A 25,466-nucleotide genomic window follows, 5' to 3' on the forward strand; every position below is an offset into this window, starting at 1 on the left:
TTGCGGCGCTTGCCGCCGCACCTGAAATGGTGGTCCGGCGATCCGGCGGTCGGGTTACCTGCGGGGTTGTTCCCGCTATTGGAGTTCTGAGAATGAAAATACGCTTGTCGCGCCGAGTACAGCTAGGCGCCCTGATTGCGCTGGCTTACGGGTTTGCTGTTCCTGCTGCCTATGCGCAGTCCACCGTCAAACAAATCAGCGGCGCCATCCACGATGCGCTCGGCCATCCTTTGCCTGACGCCACGGTCGCCCTGAAAGATGCGGCCGGCAAGGCGGTCGGCAGCACCAGGAGCGATCAGCAGGGGCATTTTGTCTTTAGCGACATCGCACCCGGCAGTTATGCCATCAGCGTCGGCAAGCCTTCCTTCCAGTCGGAGAACGGTACGGTGACGGTGGCCGACGAAAACGGCGCGACTGCCGACATCACCTTGAAAGCCAGCCAGGGCGGCACAGCCGAGGCCGGCAACGCGGTGGTGATCACCGCCGACCGCCTGGACCGCGCCAGGAACGGCATCCAGGTGGAAACCGGCAGCAGCATCTATCGCATCGGCCGCAAGGAAATCGCCGCCATGCCGCAAGGCGAAGATACGGCGTTCAACGAGGTCCTGCTGCGCGCGCCCGGCGTGGCCCAGGATTCCTTCGGCCAGCTGCATGTGCGCGGCGATCACGCCAACCTGCAATACCGCCTGAACGGCATCATCCTGCCGGAAAGCATCTCCGGCTTCGGCCAGACCCTGGACACCCGCTTTGTCGACAGCGTCAGCGTCCTCACCGGCGCCTTGCCGGCGCAATACGGCTACCGGACCGCAGGCGTGGTGGATATCCACACCAAGAACGGCGAACTGCAGAACGGCGGCAATATCGGCGTACAGGTCGGCAGCAACAACGCGCGCCAGGTCAGCGGCGATGTGAGCGGCAGCACCGACACTTTCAGCTATTACATCAACGGTTCCTTTGACGCCAACAACCTCGGCATCGAAAATCCTACCGGCGCTTCCAGCGCCTTGCACGACCGCACGTTGCAAAACAAGGCTTTCGGTTACTTCTCTTATCTGCTGGATGCGGATACCCGGGTCAGCCTGATCCTCGGCAATTCGGACGGCCGTTTCCAGATTCCGAACCGCCCGGACCAGACACCCGGCTTTCAGCTCGACGGCGTGACCGATTTCCCGTCGGCCAACCTGAACGAGCGGCAGCGCGAAACCAACCGCTACGGCATCCTTGCCCTGCAAGGAAAAATCGGCTCCGACATCGACTACCAGGTAGCCGCATTCAGCCGTTATTCGAAAGTGCTGTTCGAGCCAGACCAGGCCGGCGACCTGCTGTATACCGGCGTCGCCTCGCGCGTATTGCGTACCGGCCTGGCGAACGGCCTGCAGGCTGACGGCAGCTATCGTTTGAACGCCAGCCATACGATACGGGCCGGCATCAACTACACCCGCGAGAACTTGAAGAACAGCGACAACTCGCTGACTTTTCCCGCCGACGACAGCGGCGCGCAATTGTCGACACAGCCGATCTCGCTGGCCGACAGCAGCCAGAAGACCACCAACCAGACCGGCATATACCTGCAGGACGAATGGAAACTGAACGATAAAGTGACCGTGAATTACGGCGCCCGGGCCGATTGGGTGAATGCCTATGTCAGCGCCAGCCAGTTCAGTCCGCGCATCGGCGTGGTGTACCAGATGACGCCGCAGACCACCTTCCATGCCGGTTATGCCAGGTACTTCACGCCGCCTGCCAGCGAACTGATCGGTTCGAGCACCATCGCCAGCTTCAACGGCACCACCAACGCCCCGGCCAACAACCAGAACGACTCCGTGCAGGCCGAGAGCTCGGACTATTACGACCTTGGCGTCAACCACCAGCTGACCCAGCACTTGACAGTGGGACTTGACGGCTACTACAAGAAGGTCAAGAACATGCTGGACGAAGGGCAGTTCGGCTCGGCGTTGCTGTACACGCCGTTCAACTACGCGCAGGGCAAGGTGTACGGCCTGGAGCTGACGCTGAACTACCGCAAGGACAACCTGTCGGCCTACCTGAACCTGGCGCGCTCTACCGCGCTGGGCAAGAACATCGTGTCGAGCCAGTACAACTTCGGCCAGGATGAGCTGAACTATATCTCCAGCCACTGGGTGCACCTGGACCACGACCAAAGCATTACCGCCTCGACCGGCGTTTCTTACCTGTGGCGGGGCACCACGCTGACGGCGGACGCGCTGTTCGGCAGCGGCTTGCGCAGCGGCTTCGCTAACACCGAGCATTTGCCGGCCTATACCGAAGTCAACCTCGGCGCCAGCCATACCTTCAACGACAGCCCGATCGGCAAGTTCACCACGCGCCTGAGCGTGATCAACCTGTTCGACAAAGTCTATGAGATCCGCGACGGCTCGGGCATCGGCGTCGGCGCGCCGCAGTTCGGCCAGCGCCGCGCTTTCTACCTGGCCATGACGAAATCGTTCTGAGGTACGCGGCAGTTACGGGAAAGGGGGAGCTTGCTCCCTCTTTTTTTTCGCATATTTCAGGATATGACATGCGTTTCATAATGTGGAATTGTGAAACGCGAAGCACCATTTTCATATTTCACTCTCAGGGATTTTATTTCATATCGCAAAAAATTAAAGTTAAGTCATTGAATTTAAATGAAATAAAAATACTTATATGTCTTATATAAGACATTGTTGCCTCGCACAGATAAGCCTACTATTTAGTCATCGGATTTGATTTTACTTTTTGTTTTTAACAGGAGAACGACGATGACTACACGTGAACAGCAAGTTGCCGCACTGGCCAAGGACTGGGCCGAAAACCCACGCTGGAAGGGCGTTACCCGCAATTATTCTGCAGAAGACGTCGTACGTCTGCGCGGTTCGGTGCAGATCGAACACACGCTGGCAAAGCGCGGCGCCGACAAGCTGTGGAAGTTGCTGCACGAAGAGCCATTCGTCAATTCCCTCGGCGCGTTGACCGGCAACCAGGCGATGCAGCAAGTCAAGGCAGGCTTGAAAGCGATCTACCTGTCGGGCTGGCAAGTCGCGGGCGACGCCAACCTGGCCGGTGAAATGTATCCCGACCAGTCGCTGTATCCGGCCAACTCGGTGCCGCTGGTGGTCAAGCGCATCAACAATACATTCCAGCGCGCCGACCAGATCCAATGGTCGGAAGGTAAAAACGATATCGACTTTTTCGCGCCTATCGTGGCGGATGCGGAAGCCGGTTTCGGCGGCGTGCTGAACGCTTATGAACTGATGAAGTCGATGATCGATGCCGGCGCTGCCGGCGTCCACTTCGAAGACCAGCTGGCCTCGGTCAAGAAATGCGGCCACATGGGCGGCAAGGTGCTGGTGCCAAGCCGTGAAGCGGTCGAGAAGCTGAACGCGGCGCGCCTGGCGGCCGATGTTTCCGGCACGTCGACCCTGGTGATCGCCCGCACCGATGCGGAAGCGGCTGACCTGCTGACTTCGGATGTCGACGAAAACGACAAGCCGTTCCTGACCGGCGAACGCACGGTAGAAGGTTTTTACAAGACCCGTCCAGGGATCGACCAGGCCATCTCGCGCGCACTGGCTTACTCGCCGTACGCCGACCTGGTGTGGTGCGAAACCGGCAAGCCGGACCTGGCTTTCGCCAAGAAATTCGCGGAAGCGGTGCATGCCAAGTTCCCAGGCAAGATGCTGGCGTATAACTGCTCGCCATCGTTCAACTGGAAAAAGAACCTGGACGACGCCACCATCGCCAAGTTCCAGAAAGAGCTGGGCGCGATGGGCTACAAGTTCCAGTTCATCACCCTGGCCGGCTTCCATGCATTGAACTACTCGATGTTCAACCTGGCGCACGGTTATGCACGCAACCAGATGTCCGCGTTCGTCGAACTGCAGGAAGCGGAGTTCGCGGCCGCCGACAAGGGCTTCACCGCGGTCAAGCACCAGCGCGAAGTCGGCACCGGTTATTTCGATGCGGTGACCCAGGCGATCCAGCAAGGCCAGTCGTCGACTACCGCGTTGCACGGCTCGACCGAAGATGAACAATTCTTCGAAGCCAAGGTGGCCTGATTTGCAGGACTAAAAGCTTATTGAACGCCGGCTAGCCGGCAGGCTTCTGGCGTTATCTCGCCAGGAGCCATGAAGGCCGCATCCCACAAGGATGCGGCCTTTTATCATTGGCGTGCGGGTTTGTTCACGCCGGCGGCAAGGGCAGCATGCTGGTCGACTTGATTTCATCCAGGCAGACGCTGGAACGCACGCCGCTGACGCCGCGCATGCGCATCAGCTTTTCCATCAGAAAATCCGACAGCTCTTTGAGGTCGTGGGCGGTGACCTTGAGCACATAGTCAAAGTCGCCGGTTACCGAGTAACATTCCAGGATCTGCGGCCATTCGTTGATGGCGCTCTTGAAGCCGGACAAGTCGTTGATGTGCCCTTTTTCCATCGAGACGTGGACAAAGGCGATCACGAACAAGCCCAGGCTGGCTGGATTCAGGCGGGTTTCATAGCGTACGATAAAACCCGCTTCTTCCAGCCGTCGATGGCGGCGGTGGCACTGCGGCGCCGACAGGTTGACTGCCTGCGCCAGCTCCAGGTTGGATACGCGGCCGTTCTGCTGCAGAAAAGTCAACATTTTGCGGTCGATTTGATCGATGTCTATTTTGTGCAATTTATTCTCGATTTGCGTATTTTCTACGAAATTATATTTCATAACCGGGTAAACATCGGCCTCAAGTCGCAAGCCAATTTTCAGCGTTAAAAGCTATACTTTTTTCAAAATAACACATGGCGCCGCAGGGGGAGCAGTACGAAGCAAGTCCCTGTTGCAATATAATAAAGAAGCCGATTTCCGGCAACCAAACTGACTCATTTGGAGACAAAGTCATGAAATTTCCTTTCTTGCGTTCCGCTATTGCATCCCTGGTCTTGCTGAGCCTGGCGGGCGTATCCGCTTCCGTGGCTTATGCCGTCGATAAAACGGTAGTGGTCACGGCCATCGTTGAACATCCGGCGCTCGACGCTGTGCGCGACGGCGTCAAGGACGAGTTGAAGGCGGCCGGCTATGAAGCGGGCAAGAATCTGAAGTTCGAATATCAAAGCGCGCAAGGCAACAACGCCACGGCGTCGCAGATCGCCCGCAAATACGCCGGCAGCCATCCGGACGTCGCGGTGGCGATCGCCACGCCTTCCGCCCAGGCGCTGGTATCGGCCACCAAGACCGTGCCTATCGTCTACGCGGCCGTGACCGATCCGGTCGCGGCCAAGCTGGTGAAGAGCTGGGATGCATCCGGCACCAACGTCACCGGCGTTTCCGACATGTCGCCGCTGGACAAGCAGATCGAACTGATCCGCAAGGTGGCGCCGAAAGCCAAGCGCATCGGCGTGATCTACAGCCCGGGCGAAGCCAATTCGGTATCCATCGTCGAATCGCTCAAGAAACTGCTGGCCGGCACCGACCTGACCCTGGTCGAAGGCGCCGCCGCCCGCACCATCGATGTGCCTAGCGCTACGCAAAGCCTGGTAGGCAAGGTCGACGTCATCTACGCGCCTACCGACAACAACGTCATGTCGGCCTTCGAAGGCATCGTCAAGGTAGCGGAACAGGCCAAGCTGCCTGTGGTTGCCGCCGATACCGGCGCGGTGAAGCGCGGCGCCGCCGCCGCCATCGGCCTCAACTACTACGACCTCGGCCGCCAGACCGGCAAGATCGTGGTGCGCATCCTGAAGGGCGAAGCCGCAGGCAAGATCGCTTCGCAAACCAGCACGACATTCGAACTCTACGTCAATCCTAAAGCTGCGCTGAAACAGGGCCTGACCTTGCCGGCTGACCTGGTCAAGTCGGCCAAGGTGGTCGAGCAATAAGATGCGCGCGGATGGCGCCGCCATCCGCTTGCTGCATCGCTGGTGATTCTGTTTTGTTGGTGAACCGCCTGCCGCCTTGCCGGCAGGGCGGTCCCGAGCTTATTGAAGGAAGTTTATGTCGCTCATCGCTTCGCTAGGCGCCATTGAGATCGGCCTGATTTTCGGCCTGGTCGCGCTTGGCGTGTTCTTGTCTTTCCGTGTCGTCAATTTTCCCGACCTGACGGTCGACGGCAGTTTTCCCCTCGGCGGCGCAGTTGCCGCAACCCTGATCGTCTCCGGCTGGAATCCTTTCCTGGCCACCTTCATCGCGCTGCTGGCCGGCGGAGTGGCAGGCTGCGTGACAGCCTGCCTGAATGTATACCTGAAGATCATGCAATTGCTGGCCAGCATCCTGGTGATGATTGCACTGTATTCGGTCAACCTGCGCATCATGGGTAAACCCAACGTAGCGCTGATCAGCGAGCCGACGGTGTTCAGCATGACCAGCATCGGCGACCTGCCGGACTACTGGGTGCAGCCATTGCTGATGCTGGTGATCGTGCTGGTCGCCAAGCTCTTGCTGGATGCGTTTTTTGCCTCAGAGACCGGACTGGCCATGCGCGCCACCGGCGGCAATACCCGCATGGCGCGCGCCCAGGGCATCTCCACCAACCGCCAGACCGTATGGGGCTTGGCGATTTCGAACGCGCTCGTGGCCTTGGCCGGCGCGCTGTTCGTGCAGACGCAGGGCGGCGCCGATATTTCGATGGGCATAGGCACCATCGTGATCGGACTGGCTGCCGTGATCATCGGCGAAACCGTGGTGCCGGCGCGCAGCCTGGTGATCACCACCGCGGCCTGCATCTTCGGCGCCGTGCTGTATCGCTTTTTCATCGCGCTGGCGCTGGACATGGATTTCATCGGCCTCAAGGCGCAGGACCTGAATCTGGTGACAGCCTTGCTGGTCGGCTTTGCGCTGCTGATACCTAATTTCAAGCGCAGCTTCGGCCGCAAGCGCGGCAATGGAAAACTCAAACCTTCCGGCGGCAGCGTTGTGCCGGCAACCCAGGAAGGAGAAAACTGATGCTGCAACTGAATAACCTGGAAATCACTTTCAATCCCGGCACGCCTATCGAAAACAAGGTGCTGCGCGGGCTATCGCTGGAGATCCCGTCAGGGCAGTTCGTGACCGTGATCGGCTCCAACGGCGCCGGCAAGTCGACCATGCTCAATGCCGTCAGCGGCGACCTGATGGTCGACAGCGGCAGCATCACCATCGACGGCACCGACGCCACCCGCCGTTCCAGCTGGCAGCGCGCCGACCTGGTGGCGCGGGTGTTCCAGGACCCGATGGCAGGCACCTGCGAGAGCCTGACGATTGAAGAAAACATGGCGCTGGCGTGGAAACGCGGCAGCCCGCGCGGCCTGCGTTTTTCCTTGAACCGCTCGATGCGAGAACTGTTCCGCGAAAAGCTCAGCATCCTAGGCCTGGGCCTGGAAAACCGCCTGTCCGACCGCATGGGACTGCTGTCCGGCGGCCAGCGCCAGGCAGTCAGCCTGCTGATGGCTTCGCTGCAGCCGTCGCGCATCCTGCTGCTGGACGAACATACCGCCGCGCTCGACCCGAAAACCGCAGCGTTTATCCTGAGCCTGACGGCGAAGATCGTCGAATCGGGAAAGCTGACGGCGATGATGGTGACGCACAGCATGCGCCAGGCGCTCGACTACGGCACGCGCACCGTGATGCTGCACGAAGGCAAGGTGATCCTGGACGTGCATGGCGAACAGCGCAAGGGCATGGATGTGCCTGACCTGCTGCGCATGTTCGAAACCACGCGCGGCGAAAAAATCGATGACGACAAGCTGTTGCTGGGCTGACCGGACTGCAGCGTAGAAAACCCAGACAGGAGAAACATGAAGGCTTTATTGAATGCGTTTGAAAGCAGGGCGCCGGAAATCGTCTTTGAATGGCATGACGCGGAGACCCCGGCGCGCGGCTGGATCGTCATCAACTCGCTGCGCGGCGGCGCGGCCGGCGGCGGCACCCGCATGCGCAGCGGCCTGGACCGGCGCGAAGTGGAATCGCTGGCCAAGACCATGGAAGTCAAGTTCACTGTCTCCGGCCCGGCCATCGGCGGCGCCAAGTCGGGCATCGATTTCGATCCGGCCGATCCGCGCAAGGATGGTGTGCTGCGGCGCTGGTACAAGGCGGTCACGCCTTTGCTGAAAACCTATTACGGCACCGGCGGCGACCTCAATGTAGATGAAGTGCATGAAGTGATCCCGATGACCGAAAGCTACGGCCTGTGGCATCCGCAGGAAGGCATAGTCAACGGCCATTTCCAGCCTAGCGACAGCGCCCGCATCCAGAAGGTCGGGCAGTTGCGCATGGGCGTGGCCAAGGTGGTGGAAGACGCGCGCTATACGCCGGCCGCCGGCCGCAAGTACCTGGTGGCGGACCTGATCACCGGCTGGGGCGTGGCGGAATCCGTATTGCACTACTACCGCCTGTATGGCGGCAGCGTGGCAGGCAAGCGCGTGATCGTGCAGGGCTGGGGCAATGTCGGTTCGACCGCGGCATATTATCTGTCCAAGGCAGGCGCACGCGTGGTCGGCATCATCGACCGCAATGGCGGCCTGGTGAAAGCCGATGGCTACAGCCATGACGAAGTGCATGCCTTGTTCCTGGCCAAGCAGGGCAACCAGCTGATCGCCGACGGCATGCTGCCGTTCGAGGCATGCAATGCGGCGATCTGGAGCGTCGGCGCGGACATCTTCCTGCCTTGCGCCGGCTCGCGCCTGGTCAGGCAGGAACAGGTGGACCAGATGGTCGCCCACGGCCTTGAAGTGGTCGCCAGCGGCGCCAACGTGCCGTTTGCCGACAGCGATATTTTCTACGGCCCGATCTATGAAGATGCCGACGCCAAGGTCGCCGTGATCCCGGATTTCGTCGCCAACTGCGGCATGGCGCGCGCTTTTGCGTTCCTGATGCAAAGCGAGGTTGAAATTTCGGACGAAGCGATCTTCGGCGATGTCTCGGCCACCGTGGCTGCGGCGCTGGAGAAATGCCATGCGCGTTCGGCCAGCCGCACCGGCATCGCCAAAGTCGCTTTTGAAATCGCCTTGCAGCAACTGATTACACCAGAAACCCCGGAGCCGGCTGCTACCCGCAACTGATCCGTTTTGACCCAGTCCACCAGACTTTATTTGCAGGAGTACATCATGTCCGATCTGTTTGAAAACCCCATGGGCCTGTGCGGCTTTGAATTTGTCGAGTTCGCCTCGCCCACCCCGAACGTGCTGGAGCCGGCATTCGAAGCCATGGGCTTTTCCAAGGTGGCGCGTCACCGTTCCAAGGACGTGACGCTGTATCGCCAGGGCGATATCAATTTCATCATCAACTACGAGCCGAAGAGCCCCGCATATTATTTCGCGAAAGAGCATGGCCCGTCCGCCTGCGGCATGGCGTTCCGCGTCAACGACGCGCACCTGGCCTACCAGCGCGCGCTGGAACGCGGCGCCGAGCCGATGGAAATCAACACCGGCGTGATGGAGCTGCGCTTGCCGGCCATCAAGGGCATCGGCGGTGCGCCGCTGTATCTGATCGATCGTTTCACTCCCGGCAAATCGATCTATGACATCGATTTCGAATTCATCGAAGGCGTCGACCGCAATCCGGCCGGCGCCGGCCTGAAAACCATCGACCACCTGACCCACAATGTGTACCGCGGCCGCATGGCGCACTGGGCGGCGTTCTACGAGCGACTGTTCAATTTCCGTGAAGTCCGTTATTTCGACATCAAGGGCGAATATACCGGCCTGACCTCGAAGGCGATGAGCGCGCCGGACGGCAAGATCCGCATTCCCCTGAATGAAGAGTCGTCCAAAGGCTCGGGCCAGATCGAAGAATTCCTGATGCAGTTCAACGGCGAAGGCATCCAGCATATTGCTTTGCAAACTGACAACCTGGTGCAGACCTGGGACGCCTTGAAGAAAATGGGTACGCCGTTCATGACCGCGCCGCCGGCTACCTATTACGAAATGCTGGAAGGGCGTTTGCCTGGCCATGGCGAGCCGACCGCAGAGCTGCAGGCGCGCGGCATCCTGCTGGACGGCGTCTCCAACCAGGACGGCCAGCGCCTGCTGCTGCAAATCTTCTCGGCGACCACGCTGGGGCCGGTATTTTTCGAATTTATCCAGCGCAAGGGCGACGAAGGCTTCGGCGAAGGCAATTTCAAGGCGCTGTTCGAGTCCATCGAACGCGACCAGATACGTCGCGGTGTACTGAAATCAGAATAAACTTAGTTGGGTTTTAACAACAACTTGTTTTGGGAGAAAGTTGTGCTGATATGATGTCCGTTCAACTTTATCCCGGCGACGCTGGAATGGCAGCGTGATGCAGCAGCAGTGGCGGTAAAGCGATGGCGGGGCGACGTGGGGGCAGGCGTCGCCAGGCTGTCGAAAAAAATCTAAAAAATGTTTAACTTACGGAGAGACGCATGAAAAAATTATCCTTGATGCTGGTGGCTGCAGGTTTGGCCAGCGGGAGCGCGATGGCCCAGACCAATGTCACGATCTACGGCATTGTCGACACCAGCATCCGTTATCTCAGCAGCGATAACGCAGCCGGGCAAAAGAACTTCGTCATCACGAATGGCGCGATCTCCAACAGCCGCATCGGCTTCAAGGGTACTGAAGACCTGGGCGGTGGCCTGAAAGCCATTTTCCGCCTGGAAAACGGTTTCAACTCCGATACCGGCAGCCTGTCCAGCGCCGGCACCTTGTTCAGCCGCCAATCCTACGTCGGCCTGAGCGGTTCGTTCGGCACGGTCACCCTGGGCCGTCAACAGACTCCGCTGTTTGACCTGATGGCAGATCATTTCGATCCGCTGACCGTCGGCAATTACGACCAGAATGCATGGCTGCCGGCCGGCGCCACGCTGATCCGCAATTCGAACATGCTCAAGTACTACGGCACTTTCGGCGGCCTCGCTGCCGGCGTGAGCTACGCTGCGGGCGAGAAGGCCGGATCGGTCAAGCTGGGCAGCCAGATCGGCGCCACGCTGGCTTATACCGCAGGTCCGTTTGCAATCGGCGGCGGTTTCCAGCAAACTGTCAGCCCGACCAATTCGGACTGGAAAGATACCGCCTATAACCTGAGCCTGTCCTACACCCTGGGCGCGGCCAAGCTGTTCGGCGGCTACTATCGCATCAAGGACAGCACCGGCACCACGCCGGCATATTTCGGCGTCACCAACAGCGTGGCTTCGATCAATGGCGGCATCGGCGGCGTCGAGCGCAAGGACGATGCTTATTTCCTGGGCGCGACTTACCAGGCAACTCCAGCCTGGTCGCTGACCGCAGCCGGCTACTATGACAAGAGCAAGAACGTCACGGTCGCCACCTTGGGCAACCTGGGCGACGGCACCCGTTACGCGCTGGTCGGCGTGGCTGAATATGCCTTGTCGAAGCGGACTCAGGTCTATGGTACCGTGGACTACAACAAGGCCAAGAATGCAGCCTTGTCGGAACTGGTCGGCAAGGATAGCGTGACCGGTGTTGCGATCGGCATCCGTCACATTTTCTAAGCAGGGAAATCCGGCGACAAAAGCGCAGCTTCGGCTGCGCTTTTTTTATGTCCCGGCAGGCGGCGCGATCATGCCGTCGCGGATCTCGAATATCTCGTCGCCCAGCAAAGCCAGGTCGGCGGGATCGTGGGTGATCACCATCATCGGCACGTCCAGCTGTTTTTGCAGCTCGGACAATTCGCGCCGCATCCTGTCGCGCAGGCTCAGGTCGAGCGCGGAAAACGGTTCGTCCAGCAGCAGGATGTCCGGTTCCAGCACCAGCGCCCGAGCCAGGGCCACGCGTTGCCGCTGGCCGCCGGACAGCTGGTGCGGATAACTGTTGGCGGCAGCGCTCAGCTCGAACGAGGCCAGCCACTTCCTGACGATCGGATGATCGTGCGGGCGGCGCAGGTTGAAACAGCCCGGGCGCAAGCCGAAAGCCACGTTCTGGGCCACGGTGAGGTGCGGAAACAGCGCATAGTCCTGGAACAGGTAGGCGGCCTTGCGCTGCTGCGGCGGCAGGCAAATGCCGCTGGCGCTGTCGAACAGGGTGTTTTGCTTGAGGCGTATATGCCCCTGGTCTGGGGTCAGCAAACCGGCGATCGCCTGCAAGGTCAGGCTCTTGCCGGCGCCCGACGGACCGTACAGCACCACGCGGTCGCTTTCGGTGCGCAAAGCGATGTCCAGGTTGAAGCCGCGGTCGTCGGCTTGCAAATGCTTGCGTATGCTGATCTCGATGGTCATAGGAAATTCGTCATGATTGCCTGCGCCGCTGGCTTTTCGGTAACAGGCGTCCGGCGATCAGCAGCACCACGATGCAGGTGGCCGAAGTGATCAGCACCAGCAGGTTGGCGGTCTGGTCGTCGCCGGCCTGCACCGCTTCATAGATGGCGACCGACAAAGTCTGGGTGCGGCCCGGCAGGTTGCCGGCGATCATCAGGGTGGCGCCGAATTCTCCTAGCGCGCGTGCAAACGCCAGCAATACGCCGGCGGCAATGCCCTTGGAGGCCAGCGGCAAGGTGACGCGGAAGAACACGCCGGCCTCGGATACGCCCAGCACGCGGGCGGCGTTTTCGAGCTGTACTTCGACATTGTCGAAAGCGGCGCGGGCGGACTTGAGCACCAGCGGAAAGGCGACGATGGTGGCCGCGATCACCGCGCCTTGCCAGGTGAATACCAGTTCGATGCCCCATTTTTCCAGCCAGGCGCCGAACACGCCGCGGCGGCCCAGCAGCACCAGCAGATAGTAGCCGAGCACGGTCGGCGGCAGCACCAGAGGCAGGGTCAGGACGGCGTCGACCAGGTCGCGCGCCGGCGAACGCCAGCGCGACAGGCCATAGGCGGCGGCTACGCCGAGCAGCATGTTGAGCAAGGTAGCCCAGCCGGCGACTTTCAGCGACAACAGGAGGGCGACCCAGGCCCCGTTGTTCATGGCTTCTGCTTTCTATTCACTACTTACCCTTGGTGTGATGCGCTTGATCCCGTGCGGAAGTGCTTGACGATAACACTCTGTCATCAGGGTTTCAAGAAGCCGTAGCGTGCCAGTGTGGCCTGGCCGGCCGGCGACAGCACGTAGGCGACGAACTTGGCCGCCATGTCAGCCTGTTTGGTGTTGCTGGTGACGGCGATCGGATAACTGACCGCGGTTTGCGAAGGCACGCGCAGTGCGACCTTGACCTTGTCCGGCATGATCGCGGCGTCGGTGGAAAAGACAAAACCGGCGTCGACTTCGCCGCGCGCCACATAGTCCAGGCTCTGGCGCACGTTTTGCGCCGGCACGCCCTTGGCGGCAACCGCGTCCCACAGGCTGGCGTGTTCCAGCGCGGCCTTGGTGTAGCGGCCGACCGGCACCGAAGCCGGATTGCCGTAGGCTACGCGCTTGACCGCCGGCTGCGCCAGGTCCTGCAATTGCTGGATGTGCAGCTGGCTGTCGGCCGGCACGATCAGCACGATCTGGTTATTGGCGAAATTCTTGCGGCTGCCGGCCACCACTGCCTTTTCGGCTTCGGCCTTGTTCATGGCTTCCTGGTCGGCCGACGCGAATACGTCGGCCGGCGCGCCTTTGATGATCTGCTGCAGCAAGATATCGGAGGCGGCAAAGTTGAGGATCACCTTGGTGTCCGGGTTCTGCGCTTCAAACGATTGGCTGAGATCCTTGAAAGCGTTGGTCAGGCTGGCCGCAGCAGAGACCACCAGGTCGGCCGCATGAACTGCCGGCGTCAACAGCAACAGGGGAAGGGCGCTGGCAAGAACGAGGCGTTTGAGGCGGCACAACATGGAATGTCTCCTGGGCGGTGGGTGGCAAGATCGGACAACATCGAAATATATGGCAGGATATAGCGTAGGTCAACTTTAAAACACCGAGCCTGCGTGAAATCTTGCCGGCATGGCGAGTCTGCCAACAAAATAGCTGATTTGCCGCCGACCTCCTTGCTACAATCCCGCATATGGCAAATTCCAAATCGATTCGGCTCAGAGTGCTGCAGGGCGATGCAATCGCCTTCGGTCCCGGCAAGGCAGCGTTGCTGCTAGCCATCCATCAGAGCGGTTCGATTTCTGCGGCGGCGCGTTCGCTCGGCATGTCATACCGCCGGGCCTGGCTGCTGGTGGAGGCGATGAACCAATGTTTCAAGCTGCCGCTGGTGGCCACTGCGACCGGCGGCGCCAAAGGCGGCGGCGCGCAGGTGACGGCCAGCGGTCATGAAGTCATCGCCCGTTACCAGGCCATGCAAAGCAAGGCGGAAGCGGCGGTAGCCGCGGATATGGCGTACTTCGACGCGCTGATGGCGGCGCCCGGCAACCCCCCAGCCAATTGATGCGGCAGCATTCCAACCATATCTCCTTGCGACCAGCCACCATGTCCTCACGCAGTACCGCGCGCAGCACACTCCTAAGATACCGGATCCGCCTGCAACGCCTGTTCCATTTTTCCGAAAGCCATTCGATGCTGCTATGGGCAGCGGTGGTCGGTTTCCTGGGCGCGCTGGCGACAGTGCTGTTCCGCGAGTGCATCTACGGTTTGCAGTCGCTGCTGACCGGCCATAGCGGCAGTTTTGTCGCCATGGCCAAGAGCCTGCCATGGTGGATGCGCCTGATGCTGCCGGCGGCGGGCGGCCTGCTGGCCGGGGCGATCCTGGTGCTGGCGAAGCGCGTGCCGTCCAGCGCGACCTCGGATTACATGGAAGCGGTAGCCATCGGCGACGGCAACATCCCGGTGCGGCAAAGCCTGCTGCGCAGCCTTTCCTCGCTGGCGACCGTGGTTTCCGGCGGCTCGATCGGGCGTGAAGGGCCGATGGTGCAGCTGGCGGCGCTGGCGGCATCGCTGGTAGGCCGCTTCACGCATTTCAGTCCGGCCCGCTTGCGCCTGCTGGTGGCTTGCGGCGCGGCGGCAGGGATTACTTCGGCATACAACGCACCGATCGCCGGCGCTTTTTTCGTTACTGAAATCGTGCTGGGCGCGATCGTCATGGAAAGTTTCGGGCCGGTGGTGGTGGCGTCGGTGGTCGCCAACATCACCATGCGCGAATTGCCCGGCTACCATCCGGCCTACGAGATGCCGCCGTTCCCGCCGGTCGCCGGCATCGAGATCCTGTGGTTCGTCCTGCTGGGCATCATGGCGGGAGTTGCGGCGCCGCAATTCCTGCGTTTGCTGGCATTTTCCAAAAAACTGTTTACCCGGACCGCCTTGCCGCTGCCGCCGCGGCTGGCGCTGGGAGGTTTGCTGGTGGGCCTGATTTCGATCTGGCTGCCGGAAGTCTGGGGCAACGGCTACAGCGTGGTCAATTCGCTGCTGCATACGCCCTGGCTGTGGTGGAGCGTATTGCTGATGCTGGTGTTCAAGGTCCTGGCCACCGCCATCACCACCGGTTCCGGCGCGGTCGGCGGCATCTTCACGCCGACCTTGTTCGTCGGCGCCGCCATCGGCTATCTGTTCGGGCAGCTGCTGCATATCGTGCTGCCGGACCTTACCTCGGCGCCGTTCGCGTATGCCATGGTCGGCATGGGCGCGTTCCTGGCGGCGGCCACCAGCGCGCCGCTGATGGCGATCCTGATGATTTTCGAGATGACCCTGAGCTACCAGGTGGTGCTGCCGCTGATGCTGTCCTGCGTGGTGGCTTATTTTGTTGCACGCAGCATCAACGGCGCCTCCATGTACGACATCACGATCAAGCGCAACCGCGATGCGCAGGAACGGGTGCGCCTGCGCGGCATCCACATGAGCGAGCTGATCCGGCCGGCGGACACCGTGCTGCCGCTGACGGCGCCGTTTGCCGAAATCAGCGGCATGTTCCTGAAGTATCCGGTGAAATACATCTACGTCGTCGACCAGCGCAATCGTTATTGCGGCGTGGTGGCCTTGCAAGACATTACTTCCTGCCTGCTGGAGAAGAGCGAGACGCAGGAGAAGGTGGCTGCCGATTTCGTGCGGCGCGAATTCCTGCATGTGGTGACGCCCGAGATGTCGCTGGGCGACGCCTTGCAGTCTTTCCTTGACCACCAGGGCGAGCGGCTGCCGGTGGTGCGCAGCCATGAAGATCCGGAATTGCTGGGTGCGGTCTATAAGACATCCTTGCTGGATGCGTATTTCCGGCTGGACCGGTCGAAGGAACTGCACGCCTGAATAGTGTTGCCGAGACAATATTTCACATAAATTTACCTCGCAATCGCTGCGTGCGACCGGAGTTTGCTCTATATTGGACGGCGGGCCACCGGCTTTGCCCAAGGCAGCCGCCCCGCAAACAATATCAACTCTTAGGAGCAGCAATGGAAATTCTGTGGACAATCATCGTAGGTTTCATCGTCGGCGTGATTGCTAAATTTCTTCATCCAGGGAGGGAAAACATGGGTTTTATCGTGACTACCTTGCTGGGTATTGCCGGTTCGTTTTTGGCTGGCTATATCGGCCAGGCCCTCGGCTGGTACCACGCCGGCCAGGGCGCGGGCTTTATCGGCTCGATCGTCGGGGCTTTTATCCTGTTGCTGATTTACGGCTTTGTCAAAGGCAAGGCAGCTAGCTGATGCTGGACGCCTTGCGTGGCCGCCTGCCTGGACGCAAGATGCCGTCCAGGCAGGCTGACCTGGTCCTGATCCCCGCTACCGAGCGTGCGCTGCACGCGGTGCGCCACCGCTGCCGCCAGATGGTGGCGAAGCGGGCCTTGCTGTCGGCCGGCGCTTCGGCGCTGCCGATCATGGGCATCGATATCGCGGTCGACATCCATTTGCTGTCGCGGCTGATCGAAGACATCAACGCCGAGTTCGGCCTGACGCCGCAGCAGATCGACAAACTCCAGCCAAAACTCAAGGTGGCTACCTACAGCACCATCGTCGGCCTCGGCAGCACGCTGATCGGGCGGGCGGTGACGCGTGAACTCATGCTGAAAATCCTGACCCGCAGCGGCGTCAAGGTGCTCTCCAAGAACGCCACCCGGCTAGTGCCGATCGCCGGCCAGATGGTGTCGGCGGCAATCGGTTTTTCCGCCTTCCGGGCCATAGGCAACCGCCATATCGAAGCCTGCGTCAAGGTGGCTGAAGAGATGTTGAAAATGCAATCTTCCACCGAATAGCTTTTTCTTATCGAATGCTGCGATGGTAGAATGCGGGTCGTTTGCGCTGCGGGGTTGTGCTACGCAGCCTCCCCAAGCCATCTACGCCTCACCTCTACACGGCAGCCGACCGGCGCTTTGATGTAGAGTGTGGCAACACACTTCACCACGATAGAGTTTCCTATGTTGAGTTACCGCCATGCCTTCCATGCGGGCAATCATGCCGACGTGCTGAAGCACTTGGTCACCATCCAGCTGTTGCGTTACCTGGGCCAGAAAGACACCTCCTACATGGTGATCGACACCCATGCCGGCGCCGGCGTGTATGCGCTGGATGGCGGCTACGCGTCGAAAAACGCCGAATTCGAGACCGGCATCAGCCGCCTCTGGGACCGCAAGGACCTGCCGCCGGCGGTGGCCGAGTATGTAGATGTCGTCAGGCAGCTCAATCCGGACGGCAAGCTGCGTTATTACCCGGGTTCACCGTATTGCGCCGATGCCGTCATGCGCGAGCAGGATCGCTTGCGCCTGTTTGAGCTGCATCCGAGCGACGGCAAGATCCTGACGGATAATTTCCGCCGCCTGGAAGCGGAGCGCAACCCGCGCGGCAACGGCCGCGGCAAGCGCGTCATGATCCAGCTTGGCGACGGTTTCCTCGGCCTGAAGGCCTTGCTGCCGCCGCCGTCGCGCCGCGGCCTGGTGCTGATCGATCCGCCGTATGAGGTGAAAGAAGATTACCGCCACGTCAAGAACACCATCGAAGACGCGCTCACGCGTTTCTCCACCGGCACTTACGCCGTCTGGTATCCGCTGCTGAACCGCATGGAATCGCGCCAGATGCCGGACAAGCTAAAGCGCATGAAGGCGAATGGCTGGCTTAACGTCACGCTGACGGTGAAGACGCCGTCGCCGGACGGCTTCGGCCTGCACAGCAGCGGCATGTTCGTGATCAACCCGCCGTGGACGCTGGAGCCGATGCTCAAAGAGCTGATGCCCTACCTGGCGAAAGTGCTGGGCACCGATTCCGGCGCCGGGTTTACGCTGGAATCGGGCCAGACCAAAGCGGTCGACACCGGCACCCGCCGGGTATAAGGACAGGCAGCGCGGACTTCGGTTTTGGACTGGCAATAAAGTAATGATAAATATAAAAGCGTTTTACCCGGCGTTTGGCGGCGGTTTGCAGCTCCCGGCCAAAAGAAAATTCCTGATCACCCTGATTGCCGCGGCGGCCGCCCAGATGGCGCATGGACAGGGCGTTCCCGGCCAAAAGGAAACGGCGCCAGGCGCGTCGGCCAGGCCGGACGGCGATCCGGTCCTGCCGACCATTACCGTAACTGGCGCCGGTACCGGCGCCGACAGTTACCGCAAGAGCTCGGCTTCGGTTGCAACATTCGGCCAGGCTTCGCTGCTCGATACCCCCGCTTCGATTTCGGTCGTCACGCGCGGCCAGCTGGACGACCAGCAATCGCGCCTGCTGAGCGAAGTGGTGCGCAACGATGCCGCGGTCGGCGACAATTACACGCCGGTCGGCTATTACGAAAACTTCACCATCCGCGGTTTTGCGCTGGACCTTGCCTCCAGCTACCAGATCAACGGCATGAGCATTGCCGGCGAACAGAACGTGGCGCTGGAAAACAAGGAGAGCGTCGAAATCCTGAAGGGTTTGGCCGGCCTGCAAAGCGGCATGGCGGCGCCCGGCGGCCTGATCAACTACGTGACCAAGCGGCCGGCCGACGTGCGTTCGGTGACGCTGGAAACCGATGCGCGCGGCTCGCGTTACCTGGCGGCCGATATCGGCACCCTGTTCGGCCAGCAAAAGCAGTTCGGCATCCGCATCAATGCCGCACATGAAACCCTGCATTCATATGTGAACGATACCGACGGCCAGCGCAATTTCGCCTCGCTGGCGGCCGACTGGGTGATCACGCCGCAGGCGCGGCTGCAGTTCGACGCCGAATACCAGCATCGCGAACAACGCTCGGCGCCCGGCTACCAGCTGCTGGGCGGCACCGGCATTCCAAGCGACGTTGCGCCGAGCAAGCTGCTGGGCGCGCAGCCGTGGGCCAAGCCGGTGACGATCAATTCGCTGAACCTGAACTTGCGCCTGGACCTCGACCTGGCGCCGGACTGGCGCGCTTATGTGGCGGCCAGCCGCAGCCGGGTGGTGATCGACGATAACTCGGCGTTTCCCTATGGCTGCGGTTACGGCAGCACTTGCGGCGAGGGCGGAACTCCGGCCCGCTACTTCAGCGCCGGCGGCGATTTCGATATCTACGACTATCGTTTCCCCGACGACACGCGGCGCAACGACCAGCTGCAAGCCGTGCTGCAGGGCCGTCTCGATACCGGCAAGCTGCGTCACGACCTGACCCTCGGCGCCAGCACTTTCCGCCGCACCGTGTCGCAAAGCGACGGCGTCAATGAATATGTCGGCAGCGACAATATCTATAACCCGAACCCGATCGTCTACGCACCATCGGCATTGACGCCGGACGCTTCCTACCTGCGTCTGGACAGCCGGCAGAAAGCCCTGTTTGCGGTCGATCGCCTCAGCTTCAATCCGCAGTGGCAGCTGATCGCCGGCGCGCGCCAGGTGTGGGTCAACGAACGAGCGCTGGACATCACCGGCGCGGCGACGCGCACCACCGACAAGACATTGCTGTTGCCGCAGATCGCCGTGGTCTACAAGCCGCAAGCCGACCTGTCGCTGTACACCAGCTACAGCAAAGGCTTTACGATGGGCGGCCAGGCGCCGTGGTGGACCGAGAACGCTTTTGCCTTCCTGCCGCCGACCGTGTCGCGCCAGATCGAGGCCGGCGTCAAATACGACTGGCTGGACCAGCTCAGCCTGAGCGCGGCGATCTTCCAGATGCGCAAGCCTTACGAATATCCGATGCCGGACGCAGGCGGTTTCAGCTACGTCCAGCAAGGTACCGAAACCCACCGCGGGATCGAACTGAGCGCGGCCGGGCAGGTCAGCAAGCAGTTGCGGCTGACGGCCAGCCTGGCCTTGATCCAGGCGCGCGCCGAAGACACAGGCACGCCGGCCTACGACGGCCACCAGGCGCTCAACGTGCCGCGCCTGCGCGCCGCCCTGTATGCCGCTTATGCCGTACCCGAGGTCGCCGGCCTGAGCCTGCTGGGCGGCTGGCAGTACAGCGGCAGCAAGGCGGCGACGCGGGAAGGCAACGTCGATGTGCCGGCCTACCATCTGTTCAACGCCGGCTTGCGCTACAAGACCAGCTGGTGGGGCCACTCCACCGTGCTGCGCCTGAGCGTGGACAATCTGTTCGACAAGCGTTACTGGAAAGATGTCGGCGAATACATCGGCGACGGTTACCTGCACCTGGGTGCGCCGCGCACGGCTCGCCTGTCGGTCCAGTACGACTTCTGATCCGGATCGGGAAACGCTGCATGAGCGACGCGAGACAAGATGGCGTGGACGGACACGGGACGGTGTTGAGCCACGGCATGGGCCTTGACGCGGTGGCGTCGAGCTGGCCGGCGCTGACCCTGGACGAGGTGGCGCGGCTGTTGCGCCACTATCCGCAAGCCGGCGCCGTCACGCGCCTGGAGTGGCACAGCCCGCGGCCGTTTTCCAGCGCCTGCGTGGCCGCCACCGAATCGGGCCCGCTGTTCGTCAAGCGCTTGCTGCGGGCGATCCGCAGCGCCGACGAATTGATGGACGAGCACCGCTTCATGGCGCACCTGCGGCAGCGCGGCCTGGCGGTCAGCGAGGTATTGCAGGCCAGCGACGGCAGCACTGCCCACGCAGACGGCGGCTGGACCTACGAGGTGCAGCGCCTCGGCCAGGGCGTCGACCGCTATCGCGACGCCACCTCGTGGACCCCGTTCGCCAGCACCGAAGACGCGGCGGCGGCAGGCAGCGCGCTGGCCAAGCTGCATCTTGCCGCGCGCGGTTACGATGCACCCGCACGCAGCACCAAATTACTGGCCTCCGGTTTCACCTTGTTCAATACCGACAATCCGCAACAGGTGCTGGAACGGATCCGGCACTACATACAGGAAAGGCCGGCGCTGGCCGGCTACCTGGCGCAGCGCGACTGGCCGCAGGAGGTAACCCGTGCGCTGCTGCCGTTCCACGCCCGCCTGAGTCCGATGCTGCACGGCCTGGCGCCGTTGTGGACGCATAACGACTGGCATGCCTCCAACCTGCTATGGCAGGCGCACGGACCGGCCGCGGTAACGACGATAGTCGATTTCGGCCTGGCCGACCGCACCTGCGCAGTCTATGATCTTGCCATCGCCATCGAGCGCAACATGATCGAGTGGCTGGCTTTGCCGTCGACGCCGCCGCTCGGGCAGCGGCCGCTGGTGCATATCGGCCAGCTGGACGCCATGCTCGACGCTTATGAAGCGCTGCGGCCATTGTCGCTGCTGGAAGCGGCTGCCTTGCCGGCGCTGCTGCCGCTGGCGCATGCCGAATTTGCGTTGTCGGAGCTGGCGTATTTCCACGGCGTGCAGCAGTCCGCCGAAAACTCGGCACTGGCCTACGACACCTATTTCCTCGGCCATGCCGAGTGGTTCAACAGCGACGCCGGCCAGTATTTGCTGGATCACCTGCAGCGCCGCTGCGCGCGTAAAACCGGTCAACAGGAGCCTTGATGTCAGGTCTGGAAATCGTTGCAGTCATATTGAGCGCCCTGGCAGTCTGGCTGACTGCGCGCCGTCATTTGTGGTGCTGGCCGATAGGGTTGGTATCGGTGCTGCTGTATGCGCGCATCTTCCTGGTGGCGAAACTGTACTCGGACCTGCTGCTGCAGCTGATCTTCGCCGTCATGCAGCTGTACGGCTGGTGGCAGTGGAAGCGGGGAGCGCCAGGGCAGGACAGCCAGCATATCCAGCCGCAGCGCTTGCCGAAGCAAGGTTTGCTGATCGGCCTGCTGGCCGGCGTGGCGGGCAGCGTTATGCTGGGTTATGTCATGGCCAGTTTTACCGACGCCCACATTCCATGGCTGGATTCAGCCCTGACCAGCTTCAGCCTGGTGGCCCAGTTCTGGATGGCGCGCAAATACGTCGCCAACTGGTGGCTGTGGATCGCGGTCGACATTATCTACGTCGGCGTATATGTCTATAAAGACCTGAACCTGACCGCGGGCTTGTATGCCGGTTTCATCGTGCTGGCGGTGATCGGCTTGCGCAGCTGGCAGCGGCAGCTGCCGGGGAACCACCCGCCGGCAGCCGCCGCGGCACTGTAGCCGGCCCGGAAACCGGCAGCGCCTAAGAAGCCGCCGGCACGCCCAGCTTCTGCGCCCATGCCAGCGCCGACAGGTGCGCCAGGTTGGCTTCCATCGGGCTGATCTTGAGCGAACTCGCCAGCGGCCCGACCAGCGGCGAATTCAGTTCGCAAGCCTCGGCCAGCGCCACGTAAGGACCGTATGGCCCGGAACGGGTCAGCAAGGCCGCAGCCACCTGGTCGGACAGCTTGATGCTGGCCAGCACTTCTTCCATGCTGACGCCCAGCAGCCGGTCCAGCAGTGAAAAAATCCCCGCCACGAACAGGTTTTCCGATTCGCCCTTGGGCAGGTATTTTTGTCCCAGCAGCTCCGAGAAACGGCCGCGGATGATCGCGGTTTCCATCAGCACCGGCGAATAACCGCTGCTGCTGGCGGTGGCCAGCAACAAGGACAGCCACTGGAACAGCGCCTCGTAGCCGAGCAGGGCGAGGGCGGCGCGCAATGACTGGACTTCCGTCTTCAAGCCGAATGCGGCGGAATTGATGAAACGCAGCAGCTCATAGGACAAGCCGGGATCGCGCTTGAAGATTTCTTCGATCTTTTGCAGGTTCTCATTCTTGGCGACCAGGTTCATGATCTGCACGATGATTTGCTGTGCCGGGTTCAAGCCGGTAGCGCGCTTGCCCGGGCGCGGCGTCAGGTGCAGCTTGCCGACGAAGGCGTCCAGCCCCAGCATGGCGCAGGCGTCGTAGTCTTGCCAGTTGCTGACCGGCCGGCCGACCATGCGCAGCGACGATTTTTTCAGCGCGGCGTAGCGCCGCGCTTGCGCTGCAAAATCGCCGGCGGAGAACCGTACTTCAAGATGCGAGATGTCGGTAGGCAGCACATCGCTGCCTAGTTCGGCTCCGCGCAAGGAAATGCCGTACCCGGCGGAGCGCAGGTTTTTTACCGCGGCCAATGTGGCAGGGTCGGCCAGGTCGTCGTGCTTGAGGGTCAGCACCGTGCTGGCGGCTGGCATCCTTTGGATCGCTGCGCTGTTCAGCAGGGCCGGGGATGTTTCCAGGAACAGCAGCTTATTGCCCAGCAGCCAGCCGCTTGTTTCATCGCTCAGCTGGCCGGCGACGAAATCCAGCAAGGCATGCAAATCCTCTTCATTCGCTTGCCCATCGGCGCCGCCGGTTTCCTGCCAGGTGAGGTCGTAACCGACCACGCCCTGTTTCGGATCAAGTAAAGGTTCTCGAACTATGAAATTTTCATTACGCATCTTGGATTTTTTATGGTGGATGGTGAAGGGGGCTGAAAATCGGTTTTCCTTAACAGTGTTAACGGTTGTCTTCAGGAAAAATTGAGCAGATTTCTCGATTCGCAAGGAAATGTGTCATCAAATTTAAAGAAGTTGTCGTATTTGCACTACATGATCATGCATTGCTGCCGGGTATCGATAATGTTTCCATCGAATAATTGATTGCTTTAAAGATTCTTCCAGATTTCCGGAATCACCCGGAAAGGCGCTCCAGTATTGATGTTTCTGTCTTTAATCGATTGTTATAAATAGTAATAAATATACAAATCCCACCAAATCTTCGCGTCATTTATTGCAGTCAGATAACTAATGACAGTTAGTAATTGTTAAACATTGTCATGAATGCATTTTTGTGTCTTTTTGCCCCTAGAATGTGATTCGCCGTGTTGGCAATTCATTAATTTGAATCGAACATCTACTTTATATTTGAGGGTAAAAATGAAACAAATGACTATCGCTAAGTTGGTTGCAGTTGCTGCTGCAGGTCTGTTGTCCCAAGCAGCCTTCGCTGACGGCGGCACGGTTAACTTCAACGGCAATATCGTTGACTCCCCATGCACTGTCGACCCGTCCAGCCAAAACATCACCGTACCCCTGGGCGACGTGTCGCGCACAGTGTTCGGCAGCGTTGCCGGCAAGAAGTCGACACCGTCGAAGTTCACGATCCTGCTGACTGACTGCGGTCCAACAGCCAAGGGCGCAACCGTGACCTTTACCGGCACCACCGACGCTACCGTGAAAGACGACCTGGCTATCGCTAACGCCGGCCAAGTTGGCGTGACTGCTGCAACTGGCGTGGCGATCGAGCTGGGCGACTCGGCCGGCACCAAGATCCCTGTCGGTTCGGCATCGGGCACTTACATCCTGGGCCTGGGCAACAATCCTTTGAAGTTCCAGGCTGCCTACATTTCGACCAGCACTGCGGTGACTGTCGGTCCAGCTAACTCGACAGCACAGTTCGTCGTTTCTTACCTGTAATCGACGCGCTTCGCAAAAATCCTAAAACGGCTTTATCCCGTTTCGCGCAGTTGTGCGAAACGGGCAGCCTGGCGCTTGCGACGGCCAGGCTTTAAGGATGGGCTGGCCTGCGGCAACGGTAGCGGCAAGCCAGCCATCATTTTCCCGCATTACCCATGCATCAATTTGTGAGCACGCGAGCCTGTGCTTGCTTAGAAATTTGTGCATAGGACATTTTGATAGACGAGGTCTTCCATGTTGAGCAAACAATTCTTTTCTTCCCTTGTGGTCGGGAGCGTGCTGGCGTTCAGCGCACTGTCGGCCGGCGCCGGCGTGATGCTCGGCGGTACCCGCGTGATCCTGGGCGAGAAAGACCGGCAGGCGTCGATTCCGCTGAAGAACACCGGCGCCGCGCCCTATGTCGTGCAAACCTGGATCGATGCCGGCGAAGGCAAGAACAAGACGCCGCTGCTGGTAACGCCGCCGCTGGCGCGCATGGATCCCGGCGCGGAAAACATCTTGCGCATCGTCCGCATCGGCGGCGACTTGCCGACCGACCGCGAATCGGTGTTCTGGCTCAACGTCAAGGAAATCCCGGAAAAATCGGACCAGCAGAATGTACTGCAGGTCGCCGTGCGCACCCGCATCAAGGTGTTCTACCGGCCTGCCGGCCTGGCTGGCAAGCCTGACGAGGCGCGCGGCCTGGTCACCTTGTCGGTGGTGTCTGGCGAAGACGGCAAGGGCGCCGCGCTGCGGGTGACCAATCCGAGCGCTTACAACGTCACGTTTACCGGTTTCAAAATCAACGGCAACAAAGAGCAGACCAAAGCTGGCATGGTGCCGGCTTTCGGCGCGCTGGATTTTCCGCTGACCGTGGTCGGCGCGCCGCAGGCGATCGAAGCCAGCTACACCACGATCAACGACTACGGCGGTGAAACGCCGGAAGTAACGGCCAAGGTCGCGGTTGGCGGTGCCGGGCCGCAGGTGTCGCAGCAAATGCCGCAGCAAGCGCAGCAGCCGGTCCCGCAAGCCGCCCCCGCCGCAGGCAAATAACACCGTCATCTCCC

The 25,466-nt window shown here is 60.9% G+C and carries 24 protein-coding genes; 18 read left to right on the forward strand and 6 right to left on the reverse strand.

The window, feature by feature from the left end; genetic code table 11:
• The first annotated feature begins 92 nt into the window (after positions 1 to 92).
• Positions 93 to 2,471, forward strand: coding sequence for a TonB-dependent receptor (locus tag AC07RZ_RS00995; protein WP_494666564.1), 2,379 nt, complete (start codon positions 93 to 95; stop codon positions 2,469 to 2,471).
• Positions 2,472 to 2,762: 291 nt separating this feature from the next.
• Positions 2,763 to 4,058 carry an isocitrate lyase gene (aceA, locus tag AC07RZ_RS01000; protein WP_092399690.1) on the forward strand — a complete coding sequence of 432 codons (1,296 nt, stop codon included), beginning with the start codon at positions 2,763 to 2,765 and terminating at the stop codon, positions 4,056 to 4,058.
• 124 nt (positions 4,059 to 4,182) lie between these two features.
• Here the strand turns inward: aceA and AC07RZ_RS01005 are convergent, their stop codons facing one another.
• Complete coding sequence (locus tag AC07RZ_RS01005) at positions 4,183 to 4,701, reverse strand: Lrp/AsnC family transcriptional regulator (protein WP_494666565.1); 519 nt, start codon at positions 4,699 to 4,701, stop codon at positions 4,183 to 4,185.
• 19 nt (positions 4,702 to 4,720) lie between these two features.
• Positions 4,721 to 4,876 carry a hypothetical protein gene (locus tag AC07RZ_RS01010; RefSeq protein ID WP_494666566.1) on the reverse strand — a complete coding sequence of 52 codons (156 nt, stop codon included), beginning with the start codon at positions 4,874 to 4,876 and terminating at the stop codon, positions 4,721 to 4,723.
• On the opposite strand from AC07RZ_RS01010, the gene AC07RZ_RS01015 reads away from it, so the two are divergent.
• The 6 genes from AC07RZ_RS01015 to AC07RZ_RS01040 all read left to right on the forward strand — a co-directional run bounded on the left by AC07RZ_RS01015 (position 4,875) and on the right by AC07RZ_RS01040 (position 11,419).
• Positions 4,875 to 5,852, forward strand: a complete 978-nt coding sequence (locus AC07RZ_RS01015; protein WP_494666567.1) for an ABC transporter substrate-binding protein — start codon at positions 4,875 to 4,877, stop codon at positions 5,850 to 5,852. The two genes, AC07RZ_RS01010 and AC07RZ_RS01015, sit on opposite strands and share 2 nt — an antisense overlap.
• A 115-nt stretch (positions 5,853 to 5,967) precedes the next feature.
• On the forward strand, positions 5,968 to 6,915 hold the full coding sequence (locus AC07RZ_RS01020) for an ABC transporter permease (protein ID WP_494666568.1): 948 nt from the start codon (positions 5,968 to 5,970) through the stop codon (positions 6,913 to 6,915).
• The gene (locus tag AC07RZ_RS01025) at positions 6,915 to 7,709 is read left to right on the forward strand and encodes an ABC transporter ATP-binding protein (protein WP_144735993.1); all 795 of its coding nucleotides are present in this window, start codon (positions 6,915 to 6,917) and stop codon (positions 7,707 to 7,709) included. The genes AC07RZ_RS01020 and AC07RZ_RS01025 overlap by 1 nt, the downstream gene beginning before the upstream one ends.
• A gap of 36 nt (positions 7,710 to 7,745) precedes the next feature.
• Positions 7,746 to 9,008 carry a Glu/Leu/Phe/Val dehydrogenase dimerization domain-containing protein gene (locus tag AC07RZ_RS01030; RefSeq protein ID WP_494666569.1) on the forward strand — a complete coding sequence of 421 codons (1,263 nt, stop codon included), beginning with the start codon at positions 7,746 to 7,748 and terminating at the stop codon, positions 9,006 to 9,008.
• Between the two features lie 45 nt (positions 9,009 to 9,053).
• Entirely contained in the window at positions 9,054 to 10,130 is a 1,077-nt protein-coding gene (gene hppD / locus AC07RZ_RS01035) for a 4-hydroxyphenylpyruvate dioxygenase (protein ID WP_494666570.1), read from the forward strand.
• Positions 10,131 to 10,330: 200 nt separating this feature from the next.
• Complete coding sequence (locus AC07RZ_RS01040) at positions 10,331 to 11,419, forward strand: porin (RefSeq protein WP_144735996.1); 1,089 nt, start codon at positions 10,331 to 10,333, stop codon at positions 11,417 to 11,419.
• 45 nt (positions 11,420 to 11,464) lie between these two features.
• Here AC07RZ_RS01040 and AC07RZ_RS01045 read toward each other — a convergent pair whose 3' ends face one another.
• The 3 genes from AC07RZ_RS01045 to modA all read right to left on the reverse strand — a co-directional run bounded on the left by AC07RZ_RS01045 (position 11,465) and on the right by modA (position 13,675).
• Complete coding sequence (locus AC07RZ_RS01045; RefSeq protein ID WP_494666571.1) at positions 11,465 to 12,142, reverse strand: ATP-binding cassette domain-containing protein; 678 nt, start codon at positions 12,140 to 12,142, stop codon at positions 11,465 to 11,467.
• Between the two features lie 10 nt (positions 12,143 to 12,152).
• Positions 12,153 to 12,830, reverse strand: a complete 678-nt coding sequence (gene modB / locus AC07RZ_RS01050; RefSeq protein WP_494666572.1) for a molybdate ABC transporter permease subunit — start codon at positions 12,828 to 12,830, stop codon at positions 12,153 to 12,155.
• An 83-nt stretch (positions 12,831 to 12,913) separates the two neighbouring features.
• Positions 12,914 to 13,675, reverse strand: a complete 762-nt coding sequence (gene modA / locus AC07RZ_RS01055; protein WP_494666573.1) for a molybdate ABC transporter substrate-binding protein — start codon at positions 13,673 to 13,675, stop codon at positions 12,914 to 12,916.
• Positions 13,676 to 13,845: 170 nt separating this feature from the next.
• On the opposite strand from modA, the gene AC07RZ_RS01060 reads away from it, so the two are divergent.
• The 8 genes from AC07RZ_RS01060 (at position 13,846) to pnuC (ending at position 22,160) form a co-directional block, all read left to right on the forward strand.
• A complete protein-coding gene (locus AC07RZ_RS01060) occupies positions 13,846 to 14,214 on the forward strand; it encodes a winged helix-turn-helix domain-containing protein (protein ID WP_342827785.1) in 369 nt (122 codons plus the stop codon).
• 41 nt (positions 14,215 to 14,255) lie between these two features.
• Positions 14,256 to 16,019 (forward strand): ClcB-like voltage-gated chloride channel protein, encoded by a 1,764-nt coding sequence (locus tag AC07RZ_RS01065; protein ID WP_494666574.1) that lies wholly within the window; start codon positions 14,256 to 14,258, stop codon positions 16,017 to 16,019.
• A gap of 143 nt (positions 16,020 to 16,162) precedes the next feature.
• Entirely contained in the window at positions 16,163 to 16,417 is a 255-nt protein-coding gene (locus AC07RZ_RS01070; protein ID WP_144736001.1) for a GlsB/YeaQ/YmgE family stress response membrane protein, read from the forward strand.
• Positions 16,417 to 16,962, forward strand: coding sequence for a hypothetical protein (locus AC07RZ_RS01075; RefSeq protein ID WP_144736002.1), 546 nt, complete (start codon positions 16,417 to 16,419; stop codon positions 16,960 to 16,962). The genes AC07RZ_RS01070 and AC07RZ_RS01075 overlap by 1 nt, the downstream gene beginning before the upstream one ends.
• Before the next feature lie 162 nt (positions 16,963 to 17,124).
• Positions 17,125 to 18,033 (forward strand): 23S rRNA (adenine(2030)-N(6))-methyltransferase RlmJ, encoded by a 909-nt coding sequence (locus AC07RZ_RS01080; RefSeq protein ID WP_144736003.1) that lies wholly within the window; start codon positions 17,125 to 17,127, stop codon positions 18,031 to 18,033.
• Between the two features lie 43 nt (positions 18,034 to 18,076).
• A complete protein-coding gene (locus tag AC07RZ_RS01085) occupies positions 18,077 to 20,335 on the forward strand; it encodes a TonB-dependent siderophore receptor (protein ID WP_494666575.1) in 2,259 nt (752 codons plus the stop codon).
• A gap of 20 nt (positions 20,336 to 20,355) precedes the next feature.
• Positions 20,356 to 21,567: a phosphotransferase enzyme family protein gene (locus AC07RZ_RS01090; RefSeq protein ID WP_494666576.1), complete on the forward strand. Its 1,212-nt coding sequence runs from the start codon at positions 20,356 to 20,358 to the stop codon at positions 21,565 to 21,567.
• Positions 21,567 to 22,160 (forward strand): nicotinamide riboside transporter PnuC, encoded by a 594-nt coding sequence (gene pnuC, locus AC07RZ_RS01095; RefSeq protein WP_494666577.1) that lies wholly within the window; start codon positions 21,567 to 21,569, stop codon positions 22,158 to 22,160. The genes AC07RZ_RS01090 and pnuC overlap by 1 nt, the downstream gene beginning before the upstream one ends.
• A gap of 22 nt (positions 22,161 to 22,182) precedes the next feature.
• On the opposite strand, the gene AC07RZ_RS01100 is transcribed toward pnuC, so the two are convergent.
• Positions 22,183 to 23,403, reverse strand: coding sequence for an EAL and HDOD domain-containing protein (locus AC07RZ_RS01100; protein ID WP_494666578.1), 1,221 nt, complete (start codon positions 23,401 to 23,403; stop codon positions 22,183 to 22,185).
• Positions 23,404 to 23,880: 477 nt separating this feature from the next.
• Between AC07RZ_RS01100 and AC07RZ_RS01105 the strand changes: the two genes are divergently transcribed.
• The gene (locus tag AC07RZ_RS01105; protein ID WP_092399654.1) at positions 23,881 to 24,420 is read left to right on the forward strand and encodes a fimbrial protein; all 540 of its coding nucleotides are present in this window, start codon (positions 23,881 to 23,883) and stop codon (positions 24,418 to 24,420) included.
• Between the two features lie 234 nt (positions 24,421 to 24,654).
• Entirely contained in the window at positions 24,655 to 25,452 is a 798-nt protein-coding gene (locus AC07RZ_RS01110; RefSeq protein ID WP_494666579.1) for a fimbrial biogenesis chaperone, read from the forward strand.
• Positions 25,453 to 25,466: the final 14 nt, after the last annotated feature.

The sequence above is a fragment of the Collimonas sp. GW821-FHT07E08 genome (assembly GCF_059418905.1).